The organism is Salmonella sp. 2020_1395 (assembly GCF_043848115.1).
Taxonomy (GTDB): Bacteria; Pseudomonadota; Gammaproteobacteria; order Enterobacterales; family Enterobacteriaceae; genus Salmonella; species Salmonella enterica.
On the sequence record NZ_JBCMFH010000004.1, the window covers coordinates 203813 to 223659 of the forward strand.

Genomic DNA, 19847 nt, shown 5'->3' on the forward strand with positions numbered 1-19847 from the left:
TATTTTTATTATGTCTCTATGAATGCAGAAACAGCGGACCAGCCGCTGTTTCTTTTATTGATAAAACAAAGAGTTACTCTGTTACTATCGTCTGAACCTCTGCGGGTCCAGGGTTATACCACCCCCAACCGCCATAGCCATAAGGCCAGGCGCGTCCGCCGTAAAACCACGGATCGATCGGCTGTGGAGGCATGACGACCTGCTGAACAAGATGCCAGCGTTTATAGCCGGTAGCCTGCATCAGCATAAATTTATACGGCGTATTGCCGATTTTACCGTCAACCGTGCCGGTTATCGGCCCGACAACGGTAACTAACTGGCCACGGAAGTCCACCGGGTCCAGAAAACCGTTCACATCGGCAAAAATTCTGCCGCGCGAGGCTTCGCCCAGAACAGGACGCGCGCCGCTGTCGAGCGGTACGGTCGCGATTTCAAGCCGGGTTTTTCCCTGCTGATTTTGTACCGCCACAACTTTACCGCCGAAACGCGCCTCTTGCCCGATATAGAGTTGTGGCGCATTCATCACCCGCACCAAATCCTGCTGCGGCGTCGGACTCGAACCTTTAATGGCATCCGGGATAGTCACGCAACCACTCAGCATAAGCGCAAAAGCGCACGCCAGCGCCCCTTTTATTAACCTTTTTTGAACCGCCATGATGCGACTCCTTTTTCTCGACCTCTATTCCACCCCACAGCATAAAGTATGGGGGGTAATAGTAGTGAGAGTCATTCTTTGCCGGGAAGTTTCTTCCACGCCACTTCGTTACGCAAATAAACCGGCTCGGCATGTTCCACGGCAACGGTCTCTCCTGCCGCCAGCTTTTGACTGGCGATGGGCAACATATCTTCCGCTGCCGGGAGCGACACCTCCCCATCATGAAGCGTCAGGCCGCACTCCTTCGCCAGATCGGGCCACGCGGACCAACCCGTTCCTACGGTCGCCCACTCGCCGGAAAGCTGTTTCAACCGCTCGCCGACCCGTTCCGGTTTCAGCACCGCTTCCGTCTCTTCGCCCTGCCAGACGCCCTGCGCATCACGCTGGTATTCCGCCCAGTACACTTCGCCCATCCGCGCGTCAATCGCGGCGAGTACGCGGGTCGCGCCGGTTTTACGCCACGCGCCCTGCGCCATCGTGGCAAGCGTCGAAACACCGATCATCGGCAGATTTGCCCCTAACGCCAGCCCTTGCGCAATACCAATGCCGATACGCACGCCGGTAAAGCTGCCCGGACCGCGCCCAAACGCCAGCGCATCTATCTCATTGAGCGAGACGCCGCTGGCGGCCAGAATCTCCTGCACCATGGGCAGGATACGTTGAGTGTGTTCTCGTGGACAAAGCTCAAAGTGAGCATTGATAGTACCGTTGTTCCACAGGGCGACAGAACAGGCCTCTGTGGCGGTATCGATAGCCAGAATTCGCATGAGGTTTCGTGCTTAGATCAATAAAATAGCGCGCATCTTACCATACTCCGTAACAAATTACTCGGCGGATGGAATCGCAAGAAAGCGAACGGCACGGGCGATATCACGCGTGCGCGGCGCAGGAGGCAGGCTGGCGAGAAACGTGGCGCCATAGGGCCGCATCACCAGCCGGTTATCACAAATCACTAACACCCCGCGATCGTCCGCATCGCGAATCAGCCGCCCCACCCCCTGCTTCAGCGTAATCACCGCATCGGGCAGTTGAACCTCATCAAACGGATCGCCGCCGCGCAAACGACAGTCTTCCATTCGCGCTTTTAACAACGGGTCGTCCGGGGAAGTAAACGGCAATTTGTCGATAATCACCAAAGATAACGTATCGCCGCGTACGTCCACCCCTTCCCAGAAGCTGCTGGTGGCGACGAGCAGCGCGTTGCCGGCGCTAACAAATTGCTGTAACAATTGGCCTTTACTGGTTTCCCCTTGCAATAATACCGGCAGCGTCATGGTGGCGCGAAACTGCTCCGCCAGATCGCGCATCATGGCGTGTGAGGTGCACAGCATAAAACATCGCCCGTTATTGGCTTCGATAATCGGCCTGAGCATAGCCGCCAACTGTCGCGCCGCGCCGGGCTGGTTGGTTTGCGGTAGGTTACGCGGTACGCAGAGTAACGCCTGGCGCGTATAGTCGAATGGGCTGGGCAGTAGCATGGATTCTGCCTGTTCAATTCCCAGACGGGCGGTAAAGTGGTGAAGATCATCATTTACCGATAACGTGGCCGAGGTAAAAATCCAGCTACCGGGCTTCTGTTCCATCACCTCTTTGAATTTGTCCGCCACGGTGAGCGGCGTCAGCGCCAGGGTGAAATGGCGCGAGGTGCACTCATACCAGTAGCTGTATCCCGGCTGATTGATCTCTTTTAAGCGTTTCAGCCGTGAACGGTATAGCGTGGCGCGTTCAAAAGCCGCATCCAGCAGCGCCGAACGGCCCAGCGACAGCTTCGCCACGTCGTAACAAAGCTCCAGCGTATCATCCAGCAGTAAAAATGCCCGTTGGATACGTGGGTCGGCTAACAGTTCACGCAAATTTCCCCGGTAGCCGGGCTCCCCCAGTTGCAGACGAAAATCCTGGGCGCTCTGGGCAAGGCGATCGGCGCATTTTTGCAACTGTTGAGTGTCTTTCAGTTCCGTCCGGTAGGCGATGGTGATGTCTTTTGCTAAATCCAGCAACTGACGGCTGGAGAGCGATTGTCCGAAATACTGGCTGGCGATGTCAGGCAGTTGGTGGGCTTCATCGAAGATCATTACTTCAGCCTGAGGGATAAGTTCGCCAAATCCGCTCTCTTTAACCACCATATCCGCAAGAAAAAGGTGGTGGTTTACAATCACCACATCCGCGTCCATCGCCTTTTTACGCGCTTTCACCACAAAGCACTCTTTATAGAGCGGGCAATCGCTGCCAAGGCAGTTGTCGTTGGTACTGGTGACCAGCGGCCAGGCCTGGGAATCCTCCGCCACGCTGACGCAGGTGCTGATATCGCCATCCCGCGTCTGATTTGACCAGGAGCGCAGCAATATCACGTCGCTTAACGTTTGTACCGGTAAATCGCCGCCCGCCAGCGCTTGTTGTTCCAGCCGCTCCAGGCAGAGGTAGTTTGAACGTCCTTTCAACAGGGCCGTCTTACCGGTAAACGCCAACGCTTTTGCTACCGTCGGCAGATCGCGGCTGTAGAGTTGATCCTGCAACGCTTTCGACCCGGTTGAAATAATGACTTTTTTCCCGGCACGCAACGCCGGAGCGAGGTAAGCATAGGTCTTCCCGGTTCCGGTGCCGGCTTCAACAACCAGAGGCTGCGCATTTTCAATCGCTTGTGTTACGGCAATCGCCATTTGTCGCTGTGGTTCGCGCGGTTTAAAGCCGGTTATCGCTTTGGCCAGTTGGCCATCTGCTGCAAAATCGTCCGTCACACTGCCCCCTGTTAATTTGCACAGGGATTATGTCAGGGTAGAAAGGCTTACGCCAGTTACAGAGGTGACGGCGGCGCCACATTGTGGCAGTCTTGAGCCATTCAAATGAAAAGCAAATGAGGAATAAGTAATGTCTATCGTGCGTATTGATGCCGAAGATCGTTGGTCAGACGTGGTGATCTACAATAATACGCTGTGGTATACCGGCGTGCCGGAAAACCTGGACGCCGATGCTTTTGAGCAAACGGCGAATACTCTGGCGCAAATTGATGCGGTGCTGGAAAAACAGGGCTCCAGTAAGTCACGTATTCTGGATGCCACTATTTTCCTGAGCGATAAAGCGGATTTTGCCGCCATGAATAAGGCGTGGGATGCGTGGGTCGTCGCAGGCCATGCGCCGGTACGCTGTACCGTACAGGCCGGGTTGATGAACCCGAAATATAAAGTTGAGATTAAGATTGTCGCGGCGGTATAAGCCGGTTATTCGTCTTCATCCTCAAAACGCGCCACTATCCGTTCGCCGGTATGGTTGGCGCGAAGTTCGCCCGCCACCTGGGCAATCGCTTCTCCGCTGCTCATACCTTGCGACATCAATTCCTGGATACGTTCTACGGCTTTTTGCTGTTGTTCATGACTGAGTGAAGGTAAACCTGCAAACATGATTAACTCCTGCTAAATTGTTAGCGCTAATTATTTCACGCTACCCGGCGGTAAGCCAGTAGTGTTGTAACGAGTCAGGAATGATGAAGACGTTATCTCCCACTGTTATCACCTTACCCTGGCGTCCGGACGCCGCTGAACACTATTTTGCGCCCGTAAACCATTTGCCCTGGGCGATGCTGCTGCATTCAGGTGATGCTATTCATCCCTATAACCGCTTTGATATTCTGGTCGCCGATCCTGTCACCACACTGACCACGCGCGCGCAGGAAACCACGGTATGTACTGCGCGCACGACTACCGTCACTCTCGACGATCCGTTACACGTTTTGCAGACTCAACTGGAGGCGCTGCCTTTTCATCCTCAGCCTGACCCTGACTTACCCTTTCAGGGCGGCGCGCTGGGTCTGTTTGGTTATGATTTAGGGCGGCGTTTCGAAATTTTGCCCGATACTGCCGCGCGCGATATCGCTTTACCCGATATGGCGATTGGCCTTTACGACTGGGCGCTGATTGTCGATCACCAAAAACAGGTGGTGTCGCTGATAAGCTATCACGATGCAGACGCCCGATATCGCTGGCTCACCAGCCAGCGCGCGCCAACCCGAACGCCCTTCAGGCTTACCTCGGCCTGGCAATCCAATATGACGCGTTGCGAGTATGGCGAGAAGTTTCGTCAGGTGCAGGCCTGGCTGCACAGCGGGGACTGCTATCAGGTCAATCTTTCCCAGCGTTTTCAGGCGAGCTACGAGGGTGATGAATGGCAGGCATTCGAACGCCTTAACCGCGCAAATCGCGCCCCGTTCAGCGCCTTTCTTCGTTTACATGACGGCGCCATATTGAGCCTTTCTCCCGAGCGTTTTATCCAACTGGAGAATGGTCATATCCAGACGCGCCCGATCAAAGGTACGCTTCCACGGCTTAACGATCCGCAGGCGGATCGTCAGCAGGCGCAGAAACTGGCCAACTCAATGAAAGATCGCGCTGAAAATTTGATGATCGTCGATTTGATGCGTAACGATATTGGCCGGGTCGCCGTACCTGGTTCGGTGAAAGTGCCGGAACTGTTCGTCGTCGAACCATTTCCTGCCGTTCACCATCTGGTTAGCACCATTACCGCCCGTTTACCGGACTCGCTTCATGCTACCGACCTGCTGCGCGCGGCTTTCCCCGGCGGCTCCATTACCGGCGCGCCTAAAGTGCGGGCAATGGAAATTATCGACGAACTGGAGCCGCAGCGACGCAACGCCTGGTGCGGTAGCATCGGTTATCTGAGTTTCTGCGGCAAGATGGATACCAGTATTACTATCCGCACCGTCACGGCAACGCAGGGCAAACTCTATTGCTCAGCCGGCGGCGGTATCGTGGCCGATAGCAAGGAAGAAGCGGAATATCAGGAAACTTTTGATAAAGTTAATCGTATCCTGCACCCACTGGAGAACTAATACGTGGATACCAGCCGTCTGACGCTCGATCATTTCTTATCGCGCTTTCAGCTTTTGCGCCCGCAGATAACTCATGAAACGTTAAACCAACGTCAGGCCGCCGTACTGATCCCTGTGGTTCGCCGCCCCCAACCGGGGCTGCTGTTGACCCAGCGGGCTATTCATTTGCGCAAACACGCCGGACAGGTCGCCTTTCCCGGCGGGGCCGTGGACAGTACCGATGCTTCGCTTATCGCCGCAGCGCTTCGCGAAGCGCAGGAGGAAGTCGCCATCCCGCCGCAAGCCGTGGAAGTGATTGGCGTTTTACCGCCGGTAGACAGCGTGACCGGTTTTCAGGTCACCCCGGTGGTCGGCATTATTCCGCCAAATCTCCCCTGGCGCGCCAGTGAAGACGAAGTGTCTGCGGTGTTTGAAATGCCGCTGGCGCAAGCGTTGCAACTGGGTCGATATCATCCGCTTGATGTTTACCGTCGCGGCAATTCGCACCGCGTATGGCTCTCCTGGTATGAGCATTATTTCGTTTGGGGCATGACCGCAAACATTCTTCGTGAGCTGGCGCTGCAAATCGGCGTAAAGCCCTGACTGTACACAACGCCATTCACGTTGCCTCAAGGCGGTAACAATCGCCTCCCCCAAAGAGGCAGCCTGAAGGGCAACGTGTATATACTTAACTTTACGCGCGCAAGACACGACTTGAGATTACTGTCGCAATATTAGTAAAAACGCGGTTATTCATTAGTTTAATTCATGTGAATAGTTAAGCTGATGCCAGCGTTCCCTCTTACACTATGCGCAGTTATAACATCGTAACCGGAAGCCCCGGTTGCCCTGTCAGGAGTATTATCGTGATTAGCCTATTCGACATGTTTAAGGTAGGGATTGGTCCCTCCTCTTCCCACACTGTTGGCCCGATGAAGGCCGGTAAACAGTTCGTCGATGACCTGGTCGAAAAAGGATTACTGGATAACGTTACCCGCGTCGCTGTCGATGTCTACGGCTCGCTGTCGCTGACGGGGAAAGGTCACCATACCGATATCGCCATTATTATGGGTCTGGCGGGTAATGAACCCGCTACCGTGGATATTGATAGTATCCCCGGTTTTATTCGCGACGTCGAAACGCGCGAGCGTCTGTTACTGGCCCAGGGACGTCACGAAGTCGACTTCCCGAAAGATGACGGAATGCGTTTTCACAACGGCAATTTGCCGCTGCATGAAAACGGGATGCAGATCCACGCCTGGCATGACGACACGGTCATTTATAGCAAGACGTACTATTCCATCGGCGGCGGCTTTATCGTTGATGAAGAGCATTTCGGCCAGGAAGCGACGAATGAGGTTACTGTACCTTATCCGTTTAAATCGGCGAAAGAAATGCTGGAGTATTGCAACAGCACCGGCCTTTCACTCTCCGGCATGGTGATGCAAAACGAACTGGCGCTGCATAGCAAGAAAGAGATTGAAGAGTATTTCGGTCACGTCTGGCAAACCATGCAGGCCTGTATTGATCGCGGTATGAATACCGAAGGCGTTCTGCCGGGGCCGCTGCGCGTACCGCGTCGCGCCTCCGCGCTGCGTCGTATGCTGGTTTCCAGCGATAAGCTTTCCAGCGATCCGATGAACGTCATTGACTGGGTGAACATGTTTGCTCTGGCGGTGAACGAAGAGAACGCCGCAGGTGGTCGCGTCGTGACGGCGCCAACCAACGGCGCGTGCGGCATCGTGCCTGCGGTACTGGCTTACTACGACCATTTTATTGAGTCTGTCAGCCCAGATATTTACACCCGCTACTTCCTGGCGGCAGGCGCTATTGGCGCGCTGTATAAGATGAACGCGTCTATTTCCGGCGCGGAAGTCGGCTGTCAGGGTGAAGTCGGGGTCGCCTGTTCGATGGCGGCGGCAGGCCTTGCTGAACTGTTGGGCGCCAGCCCGGAACAGGTTTGCGTTGCCGCTGAAATCGGCATGGAGCATAACCTGGGGCTGACCTGCGACCCGGTTGCCGGTCAGGTGCAGGTGCCGTGTATCGAGCGTAACGCCATTGCTTCGGTTAAAGCGATTAACGCTGCGCGTATGGCCATGCGTCGAACCAGCGCGCCGCGCGTCTCGCTGGATAAAGTCATCGAAACGATGTACGAGACCGGAAAAGACATGAACGCAAAATACCGCGAAACGTCGCGCGGCGGGCTGGCCATTAAAGTCCAGTGTGATTAAACGCCGTTTCCCCTCCCTTCGCCCATCTGCTACGGATGGGCGAAATTTTTATCTCTTCCTCGTCGACTCCACGTTTCCCCACTACACTTGCTGTGTCGCGGTTGGCTTTTGTCGCCAACGCTTATTGGGCGGCCCGCATGCAAACAGCACAACGGATCATCAATCATTATCGCCGTAATCGTTTCATTGTTTGCACGATTTGTGCACTGGTCACGCTCATTCTTACGCTGAGCATCCGATTTATTTCGGAGCGGAACTTAAATCACCATCGCACGGTTGCATTTGCGAATCATGCCGTTGATGCGCTGGATAATGTGCTGCATCCTCTCCTGGTCGGACGAAACATACTGCTACCCTTGCTTGAGCTTCCGTGCGCGACCGCGCATTTGCCGTTGCGTAAGCAAGCCGCCCGCCTGCAAACCATTCGTTCTATCGGGCTGGTAAAAGAGGGAATTCTCTACTGCTCAAGCATTTTTGGCGCCCGTAATACTCCCATACGCCAGCTTCAACCCGATCTTCCCGCAGCTGGCGATCTGCTGCTACTTTCCACGGATCAATCGTTACTCAAGGGAAGCCCGATCCTCATTCAGTGGTATCCCGCCTCTGCCGATGGCCAGGATGGCGTGATGGAAATTGTGAATATTGACTTGCTGGCGACCATGCTACTTGAGCCACAGCAGCCGCAAATTACCAGCGCCAGCCTGACGGTCGGCAAACGGCACCTGTTATATGGTCGGGGCGTGGTCGATACTCTTCCAGAATTAAAAAAAGATGAAGAGCGTTACCAGCTTTCATCGCGGCATTTCCCTTTTACTATCAGCGTCAGCGGGCCGTCGGCAGGCGTACTGGCGTTCAAACATCTCCCGACACAGTTACCGCTGGCCGTATTGCTTAGCCTGTTGATCGGTTATATCGCCTGGCTGGCGACGGCCAGCAGAATGAGCTTTTCCTGGGAGATTAATCTGGCCCTTGCCGAACGGGAGTTTGAGCTATTTTGTCAGCCGTTGCTTAATGCCCGCACGCAGCAGTGTACCGGCGTTGAGATCCTGTTACGCTGGAACAACCCGCGCCAGGGCTGGATCTCACCGGATGTTTTTATTCCTATCGCCGAGGAGCATAACCTGATAGCGCCGCTGACCCGCTATGTGATTGCGGAAACCATTCGGCAGCGGCACTACTTCCCCATCAACCATCAGTTTCATATCGGCATCAATGTGGCGGCAAGCCATTTCCGACACGGCGTGCTTCTCAAGGATCTTAATCAGTACTGGTTTAGTGCGGAACCTGTTCAGCAACTGGTGCTGGAGCTCACGGAACGCGACGCGTTGCTTGACGTTGATTACCGCCTGATGCGCGAGTTGCATCGTAAAGGCGTCAAGTTAGCCATCGATGATTTTGGCACAGGAAACAGCTCGCTCTCCTGGTTGGAAAAACTGCGGCCGGATATTTTGAAAATCGATAAATCCTTCACCGCCGCCATCGGTACCGATGCGGTCAATTCAACGGTGACCGATATTATTATCGCGCTGGGGCAGAGACTGAATATTGAACTGGTGGCGGAAGGGGTCGAAAACCAGACGCAAGCACAGCATTTGCGCCAGCATGGCGTGCAAATGTTACAGGGCTATCTCTATGCGAAGCCGATGCCCATTAGCGAATTTCCACAGTGGCTGGCGGGCAGCGCGCCGCCGCCCGCCCGGCATAACGGACAGATTATGTCCGCGATGCCGCATCTATAGACTTGATTCCTGCGTGTGACGTTATTCCTCTTCGTCGTGGGCAGGCTGTTCTTTAACAATCCGAACCAGATCGACACGGTAGTCGTTGGCCTCGACAATGGTGATCCGCAGGGGCGGAACATCAATGACATCGCCTACACGAGGAATATGGCCATTAGCGGCGATCACTAACCCCGCGACCGTCGCAATATCGCCCTCTTCGTTCACCAGATGGTCAACTTCCAGCGCCTGCTGTAACGCATGAAGATCGGTGCCGCCCTTCACTATCCAGCCCTCGGCATCGGCAACGATTTCCGGCGTTTCATCGGCATCCGGGAACTCACCGGCAATCGCTTCCAGCACATCCAGCGGCGTAACCAGCCCCTGCACCACGCCGAACTCGTTAGTGACGATAACGAAACTGCCGCGCGCGCGACGCAAAACGCCTAACAGATTGATAGGATCAAGCGTTTCCGGCACCACTATCGCCGGGGAAGACGCGGCGATAGCCGCAACGTCCGCTCCCTCTTCCAGCGCCACCAGCAACTCTTTCGCGCGAACGATACCGATAATTTCATCCAGCTCGCCCCGACATACCGGGAACAGGCTATGCGGAGAAGAGAGTAACTGCTGACGGATTTCAGCTACGCTGAGATTCGCATCCACCCAACTAATTTCGCCTCGCGGCGTCATAATGCCGCGCAGGGAGCGCGACGCCAGAGTCAGTACGCCGTTAATCATGTAGCGTTCTTCTTCGGCGAAGGCGCCTTCCGACACCGATATCGCGGCCGGGCTATCCGTCTCATGTTGCGTACTTGCCTGACGTTTACCGCCCATCAGACGCAGGATAGCGTCCGCAGTACGCGCGCGCAGCGGCAACGTGGACTGATGACGAATAAAGTTGCGGCGCGCAATCTGGTTAAACACCTCGATAACGATCGAGAAACCAATTGCCGCGTACAGGTAGCCTTTCGGAATATGGAAACCGAACCCTTCCGCCACCAGGCTCAAGCCGATCATCAGCAGGAAACTCAGACAGAGCACCACCACCGTCGGATGCTGGTTGACAAAACGGGTCAGCGGTTTTGACGCCAGTAGCATCACCGCCATCGCAATCACCACCGCCGCCATCATAACCGGCAGATGGTTTACCATACCTACCGCCGTAATCACGGCGTCCAGCGAGAAGACCGCATCCAGGATGACAATCTGCGTGACTACCACCCAGAAGCTCGCATAGCCTTTACCGTGTCCGGTGTCATGCTCGCGGTTTTCCAGACGTTCATGCAGCTCGGTGGTCGCTTTAAACAGCAGGAATATACCGCCCAGCAGCATAATTAAATCGCGGCCGGAGAAGGTAAAATCCCAGACGGTAAAGAGCGGCTTTGTTAAGGTCACCAGCCACGAAATAATGGACAGCAGCGCCAGACGCATAATCAGCGCCAGCGAGAGCCCGATAAGACGCGCTTTGTCACGCTGCTTTGGCGGCAATTTATCGGCGAGGATCGCGATAAAGACCAGGTTATCGATACCCAGGACAATTTCCAGGACGACGAGCGTGAGTAAACCCACCCAAATTGAGGGATCCATTAATAATTCCATGACAAGCTCCTGCTTAAGGAATGACTAAACGGCGCCCACAACATCTCAAAGGATGCAGGCGGTAACGCAATAAACAAAGTAAGGCTATGGCAAGATATGCCAGATTGACAGGCGCAAAACGGCCAAAGAGTGAAATGACGTCGGTGACGATCCATACAACGGGCTGCTGCCCTATACCCCATTCTAATTAAACGGAAGCTAAACATAACAGAGACAACTGGTTTTTGGCAAAGATTTACCTTCCTTTGCAAAGAGATGTAACCGGGATATTTTACACTTCGAAATTTCTCATTATCGAAAACAAAATTACGGATCTCCATCACACAAAATATTTTTTTCGATATCTAAAATAATTCACGAAAATCATGCGTTTTTCGTTGTAACCCTCATCTGAATCGATTCGCTTGCGGACGGCGATTCAAAAAATACATCTGTCAAGTTGATGTGTTGACAATAATAAAGGAGGTAGCAAGTGACCATTGCTATTGTTATAGGCACACATGGTTGGGCTGCAGAGCAGTTACTTAAAACAGCCGAAATGCTGTTAGGCGAGCAGGAAAACGTCGGCTGGATCGATTTCGTTCCAGGCGAAAATGCCGAAACGCTGATCGAAAAGTACAACGCTCAGTTGGCTAAACTCGATACCAGTAAAGGCGTGCTATTTCTCGTTGATACATGGGGAGGCAGCCCGTTTAATGCTGCCAGCCGCATTGTCGTCGATAAAGAGCGCTATGAAGTTATTGCCGGCGTCAACATCCCGATGCTGGTCGAAACGTTTATGGCTCGTGACGACGATCCGAGCTTTGATGAGCTGGTCGCACTGGCGGTAGAAACCGGTCGTGAAGGCGTAAAAGCGCTGAAAGCGAAACCGGTAGAAAAAGCCGCGCCAGCGCCAGTCGCCGCCGCGCCAAAAGCGGCCACGCCGGCAAAACCGATGGGCCCGAATGATTATATGGTTATCGGGCTTGCCCGTATTGATGACCGCCTCATTCACGGTCAGGTCGCTACCCGCTGGACCAAAGAGACCAATGTCAGCCGTATTATTGTTGTGAGCGATGAAGTCGCGGCGGATACCGTACGTAAAACGCTGCTGACGCAAGTTGCGCCGCCGGGCGTTACGGCGCATGTGGTTGACGTCGCGAAGATGATTCGCGTCTACAATAACCCGAAATACGCCGGTGAACGCGTGATGCTTCTGTTTACCAATCCTACCGACGTCGAGCGCATCGTTGAGGGCGGCGTGAAAGTCACTTCCGTGAACATTGGCGGTATGGCCTATCGTCAAGGTAAAACGCAGGTGAACAACGCCGTTTCCGTCGATGAAAAGGATATCGAAGCCTTTAAAAAGCTCAACGAGCGCGGCATCGAGCTTGAGGTGCGTAAAGTTTCCACCGATCCGAAACTGAAAATGATGGATTTAATTGCCAAAGTGGCGAAATAACCGCCGGCATTTAATTAGCTTTCACACTTAAGATAGCAATAGGAGAAGTACAATGGAGATTACCACTCTTCAGATTGTGCTGGTGTTCATCGTCGCATGTATCGCAGGTATGGAGTCGGTACTTGATGAATTTCAGTTCCACCGTCCGCTGATCGCCTGTACCTTAATCGGCGCCGTTTTGGGGGACATGAAAACCGGTATTATCATCGGCGGTACTCTGGAAATGATCGCTCTGGGCTGGATGAACATCGGTGCTGCCGTTGCGCCTGATGCCGCACTGGCGTCCATCATCTCTACCGTTCTGGTCATCGCCGGGCATCAAAGCATTGGCGCCGGTATCGCGCTGGCGATTCCGCTGGCGGCGGCAGGCCAGGTACTGACCATTATCGTTCGTACCATCACCGTGGCATTCCAGCACGCGGCGGACAAGGCGGCTGAAAACGGCAACCTGACGGCGCTCTCCTGGCTGCACGTTTCTTCTCTGTTCCTGCAGGCAATGCGTATCGCTATCCCGGCGGTTATCGTTGCCATCTCCGTAGGCACCAGCGAAGTACAGGGAATGCTGAATGCGATTCCTGAAGTCGTCACAGGCGGTCTGAACATCGCCGGCGGCATGATCGTCGTGGTTGGTTATGCGATGGTTATCAACATGATGCGCGCAGGCTACCTGATGCCGTTCTTCTACCTCGGTTTCGTCACCGCGGCTTTCACAAACTTCAACCTGGTCGCACTGGGTGTCATCGGCGCAGTGATGGCTATTCTTTACATCCAGCTGAGCCCGAAATACAACCGTGTAGCGGGCGCGCCTGCAGCGGCTGCTGGCAATAACGATCTCGATAACGAACTGGACTAACAGGTGAGCGAAATGGTTGATATGACTAAAACTACCACCGAGAAAAAACTCACTCCGAGCGATATTCGCGGCGTATTTCTTCGTTCTAACCTGTTCCAGGGGTCATGGAACTTCGAACGTATGCAAGCGCTGGGCTTCTGCTTCTCTATGGTGCCGGCGATTCGTCGCCTGTATCCGGAGAATAATGACGCGCGTAAACAGGCGATTAAACGTCACCTGGAGTTCTTTAACACTCATCCTTACGTTGCGGCGCCGGTACTGGGCGTGACCCTGGCAATGGAAGAAAAGCGTGCGAACGGTGCAGAGATTGACGATGGCGCTATCAACGGTATCAAAGTCGGTCTGATGGGACCGCTGGCAGGCGTCGGCGACCCTATCTTCTGGGGTACCGTCCGTCCGGTATTCGCGGCGCTGGGCGCAGGTATTGCAATGAGCGGCAGCCTGCTTGGTCCGCTGCTGTTTTTCATCCTGTTTAACCTGGTGCGTCTGGCGACCCGTTATTATGGCGTGGCTTATGGCTACCGCAAAGGCGTCGATATCGTTAAGGATATGGGCGGCGGCTTCCTGCAAAAACTGACTGAGGGGGCGTCAATCCTCGGCCTGTTTGTCATGGGGGCATTGGTTAACAAGTGGACGCATGTGAATATCCCGCTGGTGGTTTCCACCATCACTGGTCAGGATGGTCAGACACGCGTTACCACCGTGCAAACCATTCTCGACCAGCTGATGCCGGGTCTGGTTCCGCTACTGTTGACCTTTGCCTGTATGTGGCTGCTGCGTAAGAAAGTTAACCCGCTGTGGATTATCGTGGGCTTCTTCGTCATTGGTATCGCCGGCTACTCCGTAGGACTGCTGGGCCAGTAAGGCTGTTGTACACTACCGGGGCCAAACGGCCCCGTTTTTTTATTTCTCTGGAGGATAAATGACTATCACGGACCTGGTGCTGATTCTCTTTATTGCCGCATTATTGGCTTACGCTCTCTACGATCAGTTCATCATGCCCCGTCGCAATGGCCCCACTCTGCTTTCTATAGCCCTGCTCCGCCGTGGTCGCGTAGACAGCGTTATCTTTGTTGGGCTGGTCGCCATCCTTATTTATAACAACGTAACCAGCCACGGAGCGCAGATGACCACATGGTTATTAAGCGCGCTGGCGTTAATGGGGTTTTATATATTCTGGATCCGCACGCCACGGATCATCTTTAAACAACGTGGCTTTTTCTTCGCCAATGTCTGGATAGAATATAACCGTATTAAAGAGATGAATTTATCGGAAGACGGCGTACTGGTGATGCAATTAGAACAACGACGCTTGCTTATCCGTGTACGCAATATCAACGATCTGGAAAAAATATATAAACTTCTTATTGAAAATCAATAATCTAAGATATAGCCTCAACTATGTTTTTCGAATTTTATTTCGAATCATAATATAGCTAAGGCTATATTTTCTATTGGCCAATTGTTATTTAATTTAACGTTTTATTGATGAATGAATCTAAATGAAAATCGTTTTCAATTAGAAGGCAAATAATATTTTATCGCTGTTGTTTTATATTCTAAAAATATGTTAATGTTGCGCCGTCAATTGGGGAGTAGCCGATTTCCAGACTCCGGAAATGTACGCGTCAACATACTCGTTGCAAAACGTGGCGCGTACGGACCAGCCGCCGCTGGTCAGGCGAGACCATAGGCGCATCAACTGCTGTGTATTTCGTCACAGAATGGCGACATGCATGTTTGCTGGGGGCAGTGATGTGTTTAATGGATACCCCGGTCAGGACGCTGTCATGCACTTTACTGCTACTGTTCTTCTCGCTTTCGGCATGTCGATGGATGCTTTCGCGGCATCAATTGGCAAAGGCGCCACCCTACATAAACCCAAATTCTCAGAAGCGTTGCGTACCGGTCTTATCTTTGGCGCGGTTGAAACGCTGACCCCGTTAATCGGCTGGGGGCTGGGGATATTGGCGAGTAAATTCGTTCTGGAATGGAACCACTGGATAGCCTTTGTTCTGCTGATCTTTCTGGGCGGACGCATGATCATCGAAGGTATCCGCGGCGGTAGCGATGAAGATGAAACACCGTTACGTCGCCACAGCTTTTGGCTATTAGTCACGACGGCTATCGCGACCAGCCTCGATGCGATGGCGGTTGGCGTCGGTCTGGCGTTTTTGCAGGTAAACATCATCGCAACCGCATTGGCTATCGGTTGCGCCACGCTTATCATGTCCACCCTCGGGATGATGATCGGTCGCTTTATCGGCCCAATGCTGGGTAAGCGTGCTGAAATTCTCGGCGGGGTCGTACTGATAGGAATTGGCGTCCAGATCCTCTGGACGCATTTTCACGGTTAACGGTTACGCTGCCAGAGATGAAGGTTGAAATCCGTCTGGCAGCTAAGTCCGGCGCTGGCGGCCAGTTGTTCCCACACTTCTGGCCTGGCGCGCCAGGCAAATGGCGTCATTTGCAACAGTGCTACAGCCGCTTCGGCGGTGAGCTGCATGTGATAAGCAAGGCGGGTACTCTGCTGCAATGTGAATCCGTCGAGCTGCTCGGTATACGGCGCATGTAAACGCACCTCATCATAAATGAGCCCTTTTAGTTCCATCAGATGATGCGGTCCCGGCGTGGCGGTAACGACCCAACCACCAGGTTTCACCACGCGCGCCAATTCCTGCGCCTTACACGGGGCGTAGATTCTGATCACCGCATCCATTGACGCATCGGCAAAGGGCAGTCGATGGCTTGACGCCACACAAAACTTCACCTGCGAATAGCGCTTCGCCGCCGCTTTGATCGCCGTTTTAGCAACGTCCAGTCCAAACGTGGTAACTCCCGGCAACGCCTCGGCAAAAGCATGAGTGTAATACCCCTCGCCGCAGCCGATATCCAGAATCGCCGTGGCCGACTGATCCAGCCGCTCGCGCAACAGGTTAATCACCGCATCGCGCAGCGGCTGATAATGGCCCGCATCAAGAAACGCTCTCCTCGCCTGCATCATTTCGGCGCTGTCGCCCGGATCGCGCGAACGTTTATGCTGTACCGGCAGCAGATTGATGTAGCCCTCTTTCGCCACATCAAACTGATGGCGCTGTGGACATATAACGCTGTTATTAATCTGCGTAAGCGGCTGATGGCAAAGCGGACAGGTAAACGACATGACAACTCCGGACTGGGGCGCTAAAGGGCGCAAGTGTAACGCGAATTGCGCCCCGGGAAAATCCTTTACGAGCCCGGAACCGCAACGTGGCTGCCATGCATCACCAGAAGGTGATCTGAATCGGCTGGCATACCGTCTGGCTCAACATTTTCCAGCCGCAGCACATCGCCCATGATCTGGCTGAAGACGGGCGCAGATACCGCGCCGCCATAATAAGCCCCATTTTGTGGATTATTAATCACCACCACCAGCGCAAACCTGGGGTTACTTGCCGGCGCGACGCCTGCGGTATATGCCACATACTTATCGACGTATTTACCATCATCGCCAATTTTTTTCGCCGTCCCGGTTTTGACCGCAATACGGTAGTCTCTTACTGCGGCTTTTGTTCCGCCGCCGCCAGGCAACGCGACGCTCTCCATCATATGTTCCACCTCGTGCACCAGTTCTTCAGGCATTACCCGCGTGCCGATCACGGGCGGATCAACTTTGGTGATCGATAACGGACGGTAGATACCAAAGCTGCCAATCGTGGCATAAACATGCGCCAGTTGCAGCGGCGTCACCATTAATCCATAGCCAAAAGCGAAGGTAGCGCGATCTAAATCACTCCAGTAACGGCGTTTCGGTAATAACCCGCTGCTCTCTCCGGTGAGACCCAGTCCGGTAGGCACGCCGAAACCAAAGCTTTTATAAGTATCCATTAATTTCTGCACCGGCATCGCCAGAGAAAGGTGAGAAACGCCGGTATCGCTGGATTTTTGCAAAATGCCGGTTAATGTCAGTTCCGGATAGTAACCGACGTCGCGGATACGGTGTCCATCGAGAGTAAAAGGATGGGTATCGATAACGCTGTCCGGTTGCACGATACCCTGCTGTAACGCAGTCATAATGACCAATGGCTTCACAGTAGAACCGGGTTCGAAAGTGTCGCTAATCGCGCGGTTACGAAAATCGTCCAACTGCGCGCCTTCACGGTTGTTCGGGTTGAAATCCGGGTAGCTCGCCATCGAGAGAATTTCACCCGTTGGGATGTTAATCAATACGGCAGCGCCGGATTCCGCTTTGTTCCAGATGACGGCGTTATCCAGCGCATCTTCGGTAACCGTTTGCAGACGTTCATCAATGCTAAGCTGAAGTTCATGAGCAGGAACCGGATTCACTTCCGTAATGTTCTCAATAACGTGACCAAATTTATCTTTACGCACCAGTCGGGAGCCCGGTTTTCCCGTCAGTTGCGCGTTAAAGCTTTTTTCAATACCTTCTATTCCCTGCCCGTCGATATTGGTAAAGCCGATCAAATTGGCCGCTACGTGTCCGGCAGGGTAAAAACGGCGCGACTCTTCCCGCAGGTTAATACCCGGTAGATTCAGTTTATCTATCCATTCGGCTTGCTGGGGTGAAACCTGGCGCGCAAGGTAGATAAAACGGCCTGCCGGGTTACTGTTTACCCGTTCCGCAAGCGTACTGAGAGACAGATGTAAGGCGCTGGCCAGCGCCTGCCAGCGCTCATTGTAGCCAACGCCGCCTTTGCTTATGATAGTCTTCGGATCGGCCCAGACAGCATTAACCGGAACGCTCACCGCTAAGGGCCGCCCTTCTCTGTCGGTGATCATGCCGCGTGGAGAGGCCGTGGTCACTTCACGAAGCGAGCGCATATCTTCTTGTTTCACCAGTTTCGACGGCGTAACAATTTGCAGCCATGCCACCCGCCCTAACAACAATGCCATACTGAGCAGAATGGCAGTGCAAAGTAGTGCAAAACGTATGGGCGCAAAATTACGGGTATCGCCGTCGCTTTTCTTTTTCACCTGATCTCCAGCCGAATCATTTTTCAGGTGATTGATTTAACGGGAAACGGACGGAAAAACCAGAAAAAACAATGCTAATAACCTCGCGCCTTTGCAACAAATCGCTAACGAGAGCGCATCCAGACACATTTTGAAGGATATTGAATTAAAAAGCCCCGCTTTTAGCGAGGCTTTATATCTGAGGCTGACGCGACAAACGCATCAAATCAGTGGTGTCGATCAGATAGCTGTTACGTTAACAGCAGCCGGACCTTTCTGGCCGTCCTGAATTTCGAACTCAACGTTCTGGCCTTCAGCCAGAGTTTTGAAACCATTGCCCTGGATAGCGGAGAAGTGTACGAACACATCTTTGCTGCCGTCAGCCGGAGTAATGAAGCCAAAACCTTTGGATTCGTTGAACCACTTAACTTGACCTTTAATCTTTGCCATTTGCAAAATTCCTTAGAGTGTTTTCTTTGCCCGTAGGCATAACATAGATAAAACTGAGACATTACTGCTTGAGGCACTAATATAAGGTTCGGCAGAGAAGCGGTATTCAACGTCAACGTGTTTACTCAGGACTTCTTTACTGAAAATGCCACACATAAACAGAACTGTACCTCGTTTAACCCAAAGCCTGTTATCACATACAACGTTAATTATGGCAAGCCATTTTTAAACGTGTCTCGATCCGTCGCACAAATTACGAGAACCTTCACAAATTGACAGCACGTTTATGCAACAAAATTGCGAAAGATATATCCTCACGCGCTGACGGACTCCTGACAACGTCACTGCTGAAAAGCCATTTTTCTACCATAGCTCAATAACTTCGCTTCTTCCAGTGCATCAAATCACATTTAAAAGCTGTATTTTTCATATCACTTTTTATGCTGAGTTATGCATAAATTGTCACAATGATAAAAAACACCTTTTAATCAAAATAATAGAAAAGAAAAGCGATTTTCGACACCGCTTTTTGTGATGTTCTGCGTCTTTACAGAATGCCTTAAAATAATGAACAAACAATGACAATCCATAAAGAGAGAGAAACGTTTCGCTTTTAATAGAGAATGAGCAGTATCACAAAAATGCCATATGTCCATTTGTTATACATATAAAACTATGTTGCATATAAAGCCATATATTATGTAAGGTGTTGATGCTGTAGTATCAGTTGCAAACGGCAACGCGGAGAGATCCGACGGGGAAATGGGGCGTATGGCACTGGCGCCATTTGCGCCCCGGTAAGCATTATCGTTCTGCAACCAGACGAATGATGTCCTCATCCTCTTTCGGTTCGCTTGCCGCTGTTGCGGGTTCCGCTTCTTTTTCTGGTTCGTTTGCTTCGCAAAGGCGGCGTAACAACGCGTTTTGCCGCTTCTGTTGATCCAATAACGCTTCGAGCAGTTCTATCTGCTCGTTGGCACGGGAACTTGCCCGGTTGACAAAGAACCAGAGCGCCAGCCCCACCACCAGAACCACCATTGATACTATTAAAGATGCAAGAGAAAACGCACCAGAGTTTAAAACGTCGTTCATTTCACCACCTCGATGTAGAGACGTCATTCTACC

General features: G+C 52.9%; 21 protein-coding genes and 1 riboswitch. Of the genes, 10 read left to right on the forward strand and 11 right to left on the reverse strand.

Annotated elements, in window-relative coordinates:
* Positions 1-73 precede the first annotated feature (73 nt).
* The 3 genes from ACH0WD_RS08315 to ACH0WD_RS08325 form a co-directional block, all read right to left on the reverse strand.
* On the reverse strand, positions 74-655 hold the full coding sequence (locus ACH0WD_RS08315; protein WP_000290594.1) for a Slp family lipoprotein: 582 nt from the start codon (positions 653-655) through the stop codon (positions 74-76).
* 71 nt (positions 656-726) lie between these two features.
* Positions 727-1422 carry a tRNA (adenosine(37)-N6)-threonylcarbamoyltransferase complex dimerization subunit type 1 TsaB gene (gene tsaB, locus ACH0WD_RS08320; protein ID WP_001221017.1) on the reverse strand — a complete coding sequence of 232 codons (696 nt, stop codon included), beginning with the start codon at positions 1420-1422 and terminating at the stop codon, positions 727-729.
* Between the two features lie 57 nt (positions 1423-1479).
* Positions 1480-3390 carry an ATP-dependent DNA helicase gene (locus ACH0WD_RS08325; protein WP_000128793.1) on the reverse strand — a complete coding sequence of 637 codons (1911 nt, stop codon included), beginning with the start codon at positions 3388-3390 and terminating at the stop codon, positions 1480-1482.
* A gap of 130 nt (positions 3391-3520) precedes the next feature.
* Here ACH0WD_RS08325 and ACH0WD_RS08330 point away from each other — a divergent pair, with 130 nt between their 5' ends.
* Positions 3521-3865: a RidA family protein gene (locus ACH0WD_RS08330; RefSeq protein ID WP_000029550.1), complete on the forward strand. Its 345-nt coding sequence runs from the start codon at positions 3521-3523 to the stop codon at positions 3863-3865.
* Between the two features lie 5 nt (positions 3866-3870).
* On the opposite strand, the gene ACH0WD_RS08335 is transcribed toward ACH0WD_RS08330, so the two are convergent.
* Positions 3871-4050 (reverse strand): YoaH family protein, encoded by a 180-nt coding sequence (locus ACH0WD_RS08335; RefSeq protein ID WP_000457328.1) that lies wholly within the window; start codon positions 4048-4050, stop codon positions 3871-3873.
* An 80-nt stretch (positions 4051-4130) separates the two neighbouring features.
* Between ACH0WD_RS08335 and pabB the strand changes: the two genes are divergently transcribed.
* The 4 genes from pabB to ACH0WD_RS08355 all read left to right on the forward strand — a co-directional run bounded on the left by pabB (position 4131) and on the right by ACH0WD_RS08355 (position 9444).
* Complete coding sequence (gene pabB, locus ACH0WD_RS08340) at positions 4131-5495, forward strand: aminodeoxychorismate synthase component 1 (protein ID WP_000978463.1); 1365 nt, start codon at positions 4131-4133, stop codon at positions 5493-5495.
* A gap of 3 nt (positions 5496-5498) precedes the next feature.
* Positions 5499-6077, forward strand: coding sequence for a CoA pyrophosphatase (locus ACH0WD_RS08345; protein ID WP_000381531.1), 579 nt, complete (start codon positions 5499-5501; stop codon positions 6075-6077).
* A 263-nt stretch (positions 6078-6340) separates the two neighbouring features.
* Positions 6341-7705 carry an L-serine ammonia-lyase gene (gene sdaA, locus ACH0WD_RS08350; protein ID WP_000624277.1) on the forward strand — a complete coding sequence of 455 codons (1365 nt, stop codon included), beginning with the start codon at positions 6341-6343 and terminating at the stop codon, positions 7703-7705.
* A 137-nt stretch (positions 7706-7842) separates the two neighbouring features.
* Complete coding sequence (locus ACH0WD_RS08355; RefSeq protein WP_001192519.1) at positions 7843-9444, forward strand: EAL domain-containing protein; 1602 nt, start codon at positions 7843-7845, stop codon at positions 9442-9444.
* A gap of 21 nt (positions 9445-9465) precedes the next feature.
* Here ACH0WD_RS08355 and yoaE read toward each other — a convergent pair whose 3' ends face one another.
* A complete protein-coding gene (gene yoaE, locus ACH0WD_RS08360; RefSeq protein WP_000421815.1) occupies positions 9466-11025 on the reverse strand; it encodes a CNNM family cation transport protein YoaE in 1560 nt (519 codons plus the stop codon).
* Positions 11013-11345, reverse strand: coding sequence for a protein YoaL (locus ACH0WD_RS08365; protein WP_011233029.1), 333 nt, complete (start codon positions 11343-11345; stop codon positions 11013-11015). Before ACH0WD_RS08365 ends, yoaE begins: the two co-directional genes overlap by 13 nt.
* Positions 11346-11497: 152 nt before the next feature.
* Here ACH0WD_RS08365 and manX point away from each other — a divergent pair, with 152 nt between their 5' ends.
* The 5 genes from manX to mntP all read left to right on the forward strand — a co-directional run bounded on the left by manX (position 11498) and on the right by mntP (position 15676).
* Complete coding sequence (manX, locus tag ACH0WD_RS08370) at positions 11498-12466, forward strand: PTS mannose transporter subunit IIAB (protein WP_000150523.1); 969 nt, start codon at positions 11498-11500, stop codon at positions 12464-12466.
* A 52-nt stretch (positions 12467-12518) separates the two neighbouring features.
* Complete coding sequence (gene manY, locus ACH0WD_RS08375; protein ID WP_000406918.1) at positions 12519-13319, forward strand: PTS mannose transporter subunit IIC; 801 nt, start codon at positions 12519-12521, stop codon at positions 13317-13319.
* Between the two features lie 12 nt (positions 13320-13331).
* Positions 13332-14183, forward strand: a complete 852-nt coding sequence (locus ACH0WD_RS08380; RefSeq protein ID WP_001518647.1) for a PTS mannose transporter subunit IID — start codon at positions 13332-13334, stop codon at positions 14181-14183.
* Positions 14184-14241: 58 nt separating this feature from the next.
* The gene (locus tag ACH0WD_RS08385; protein WP_000156286.1) at positions 14242-14700 is read left to right on the forward strand and encodes a DUF986 family protein; all 459 of its coding nucleotides are present in this window, start codon (positions 14242-14244) and stop codon (positions 14698-14700) included.
* Positions 14701-14896: 196 nt separating this feature from the next.
* A riboswitch (yybP-ykoY riboswitch) is annotated at positions 14897-14998 on the forward strand.
* 111 nt (positions 14999-15109) lie between these two features.
* Entirely contained in the window at positions 15110-15676 is a 567-nt protein-coding gene (gene mntP, locus ACH0WD_RS08390; protein ID WP_001518359.1) for a manganese efflux pump MntP, read from the forward strand.
* Here the strand turns inward: mntP and rlmA are convergent.
* From rlmA to ACH0WD_RS08415, 5 genes are all read right to left on the reverse strand, one after another.
* Entirely contained in the window at positions 15673-16482 is an 810-nt protein-coding gene (rlmA, locus tag ACH0WD_RS08395) for a 23S rRNA (guanine(745)-N(1))-methyltransferase (RefSeq protein ID WP_000010924.1), read from the reverse strand. The genes mntP and rlmA overlap by 4 nt on opposite strands.
* A 65-nt stretch (positions 16483-16547) precedes the next feature.
* The gene (gene ftsI / locus ACH0WD_RS08400) at positions 16548-18293 is read right to left on the reverse strand and encodes a peptidoglycan glycosyltransferase FtsI (RefSeq protein WP_000730307.1); all 1746 of its coding nucleotides are present in this window, start codon (positions 18291-18293) and stop codon (positions 16548-16550) included.
* A 219-nt stretch (positions 18294-18512) separates the two neighbouring features.
* Positions 18513-18722, reverse strand: a complete 210-nt coding sequence (gene cspE / locus ACH0WD_RS08405; protein ID WP_001062678.1) for a transcription antiterminator/RNA stability regulator CspE — start codon at positions 18720-18722, stop codon at positions 18513-18515.
* Positions 18723-18734: 12 nt separating this feature from the next.
* Positions 18735-18878 carry a DUF2627 domain-containing protein gene (locus tag ACH0WD_RS08410; RefSeq protein ID WP_001537930.1) on the reverse strand — a complete coding sequence of 48 codons (144 nt, stop codon included), beginning with the start codon at positions 18876-18878 and terminating at the stop codon, positions 18735-18737.
* Between the two features lie 648 nt (positions 18879-19526).
* Positions 19527-19814 carry a YebO family protein gene (locus ACH0WD_RS08415; protein ID WP_001000660.1) on the reverse strand — a complete coding sequence of 96 codons (288 nt, stop codon included), beginning with the start codon at positions 19812-19814 and terminating at the stop codon, positions 19527-19529.
* Between the last annotated feature and the right edge of the window lie 33 nt (positions 19815-19847).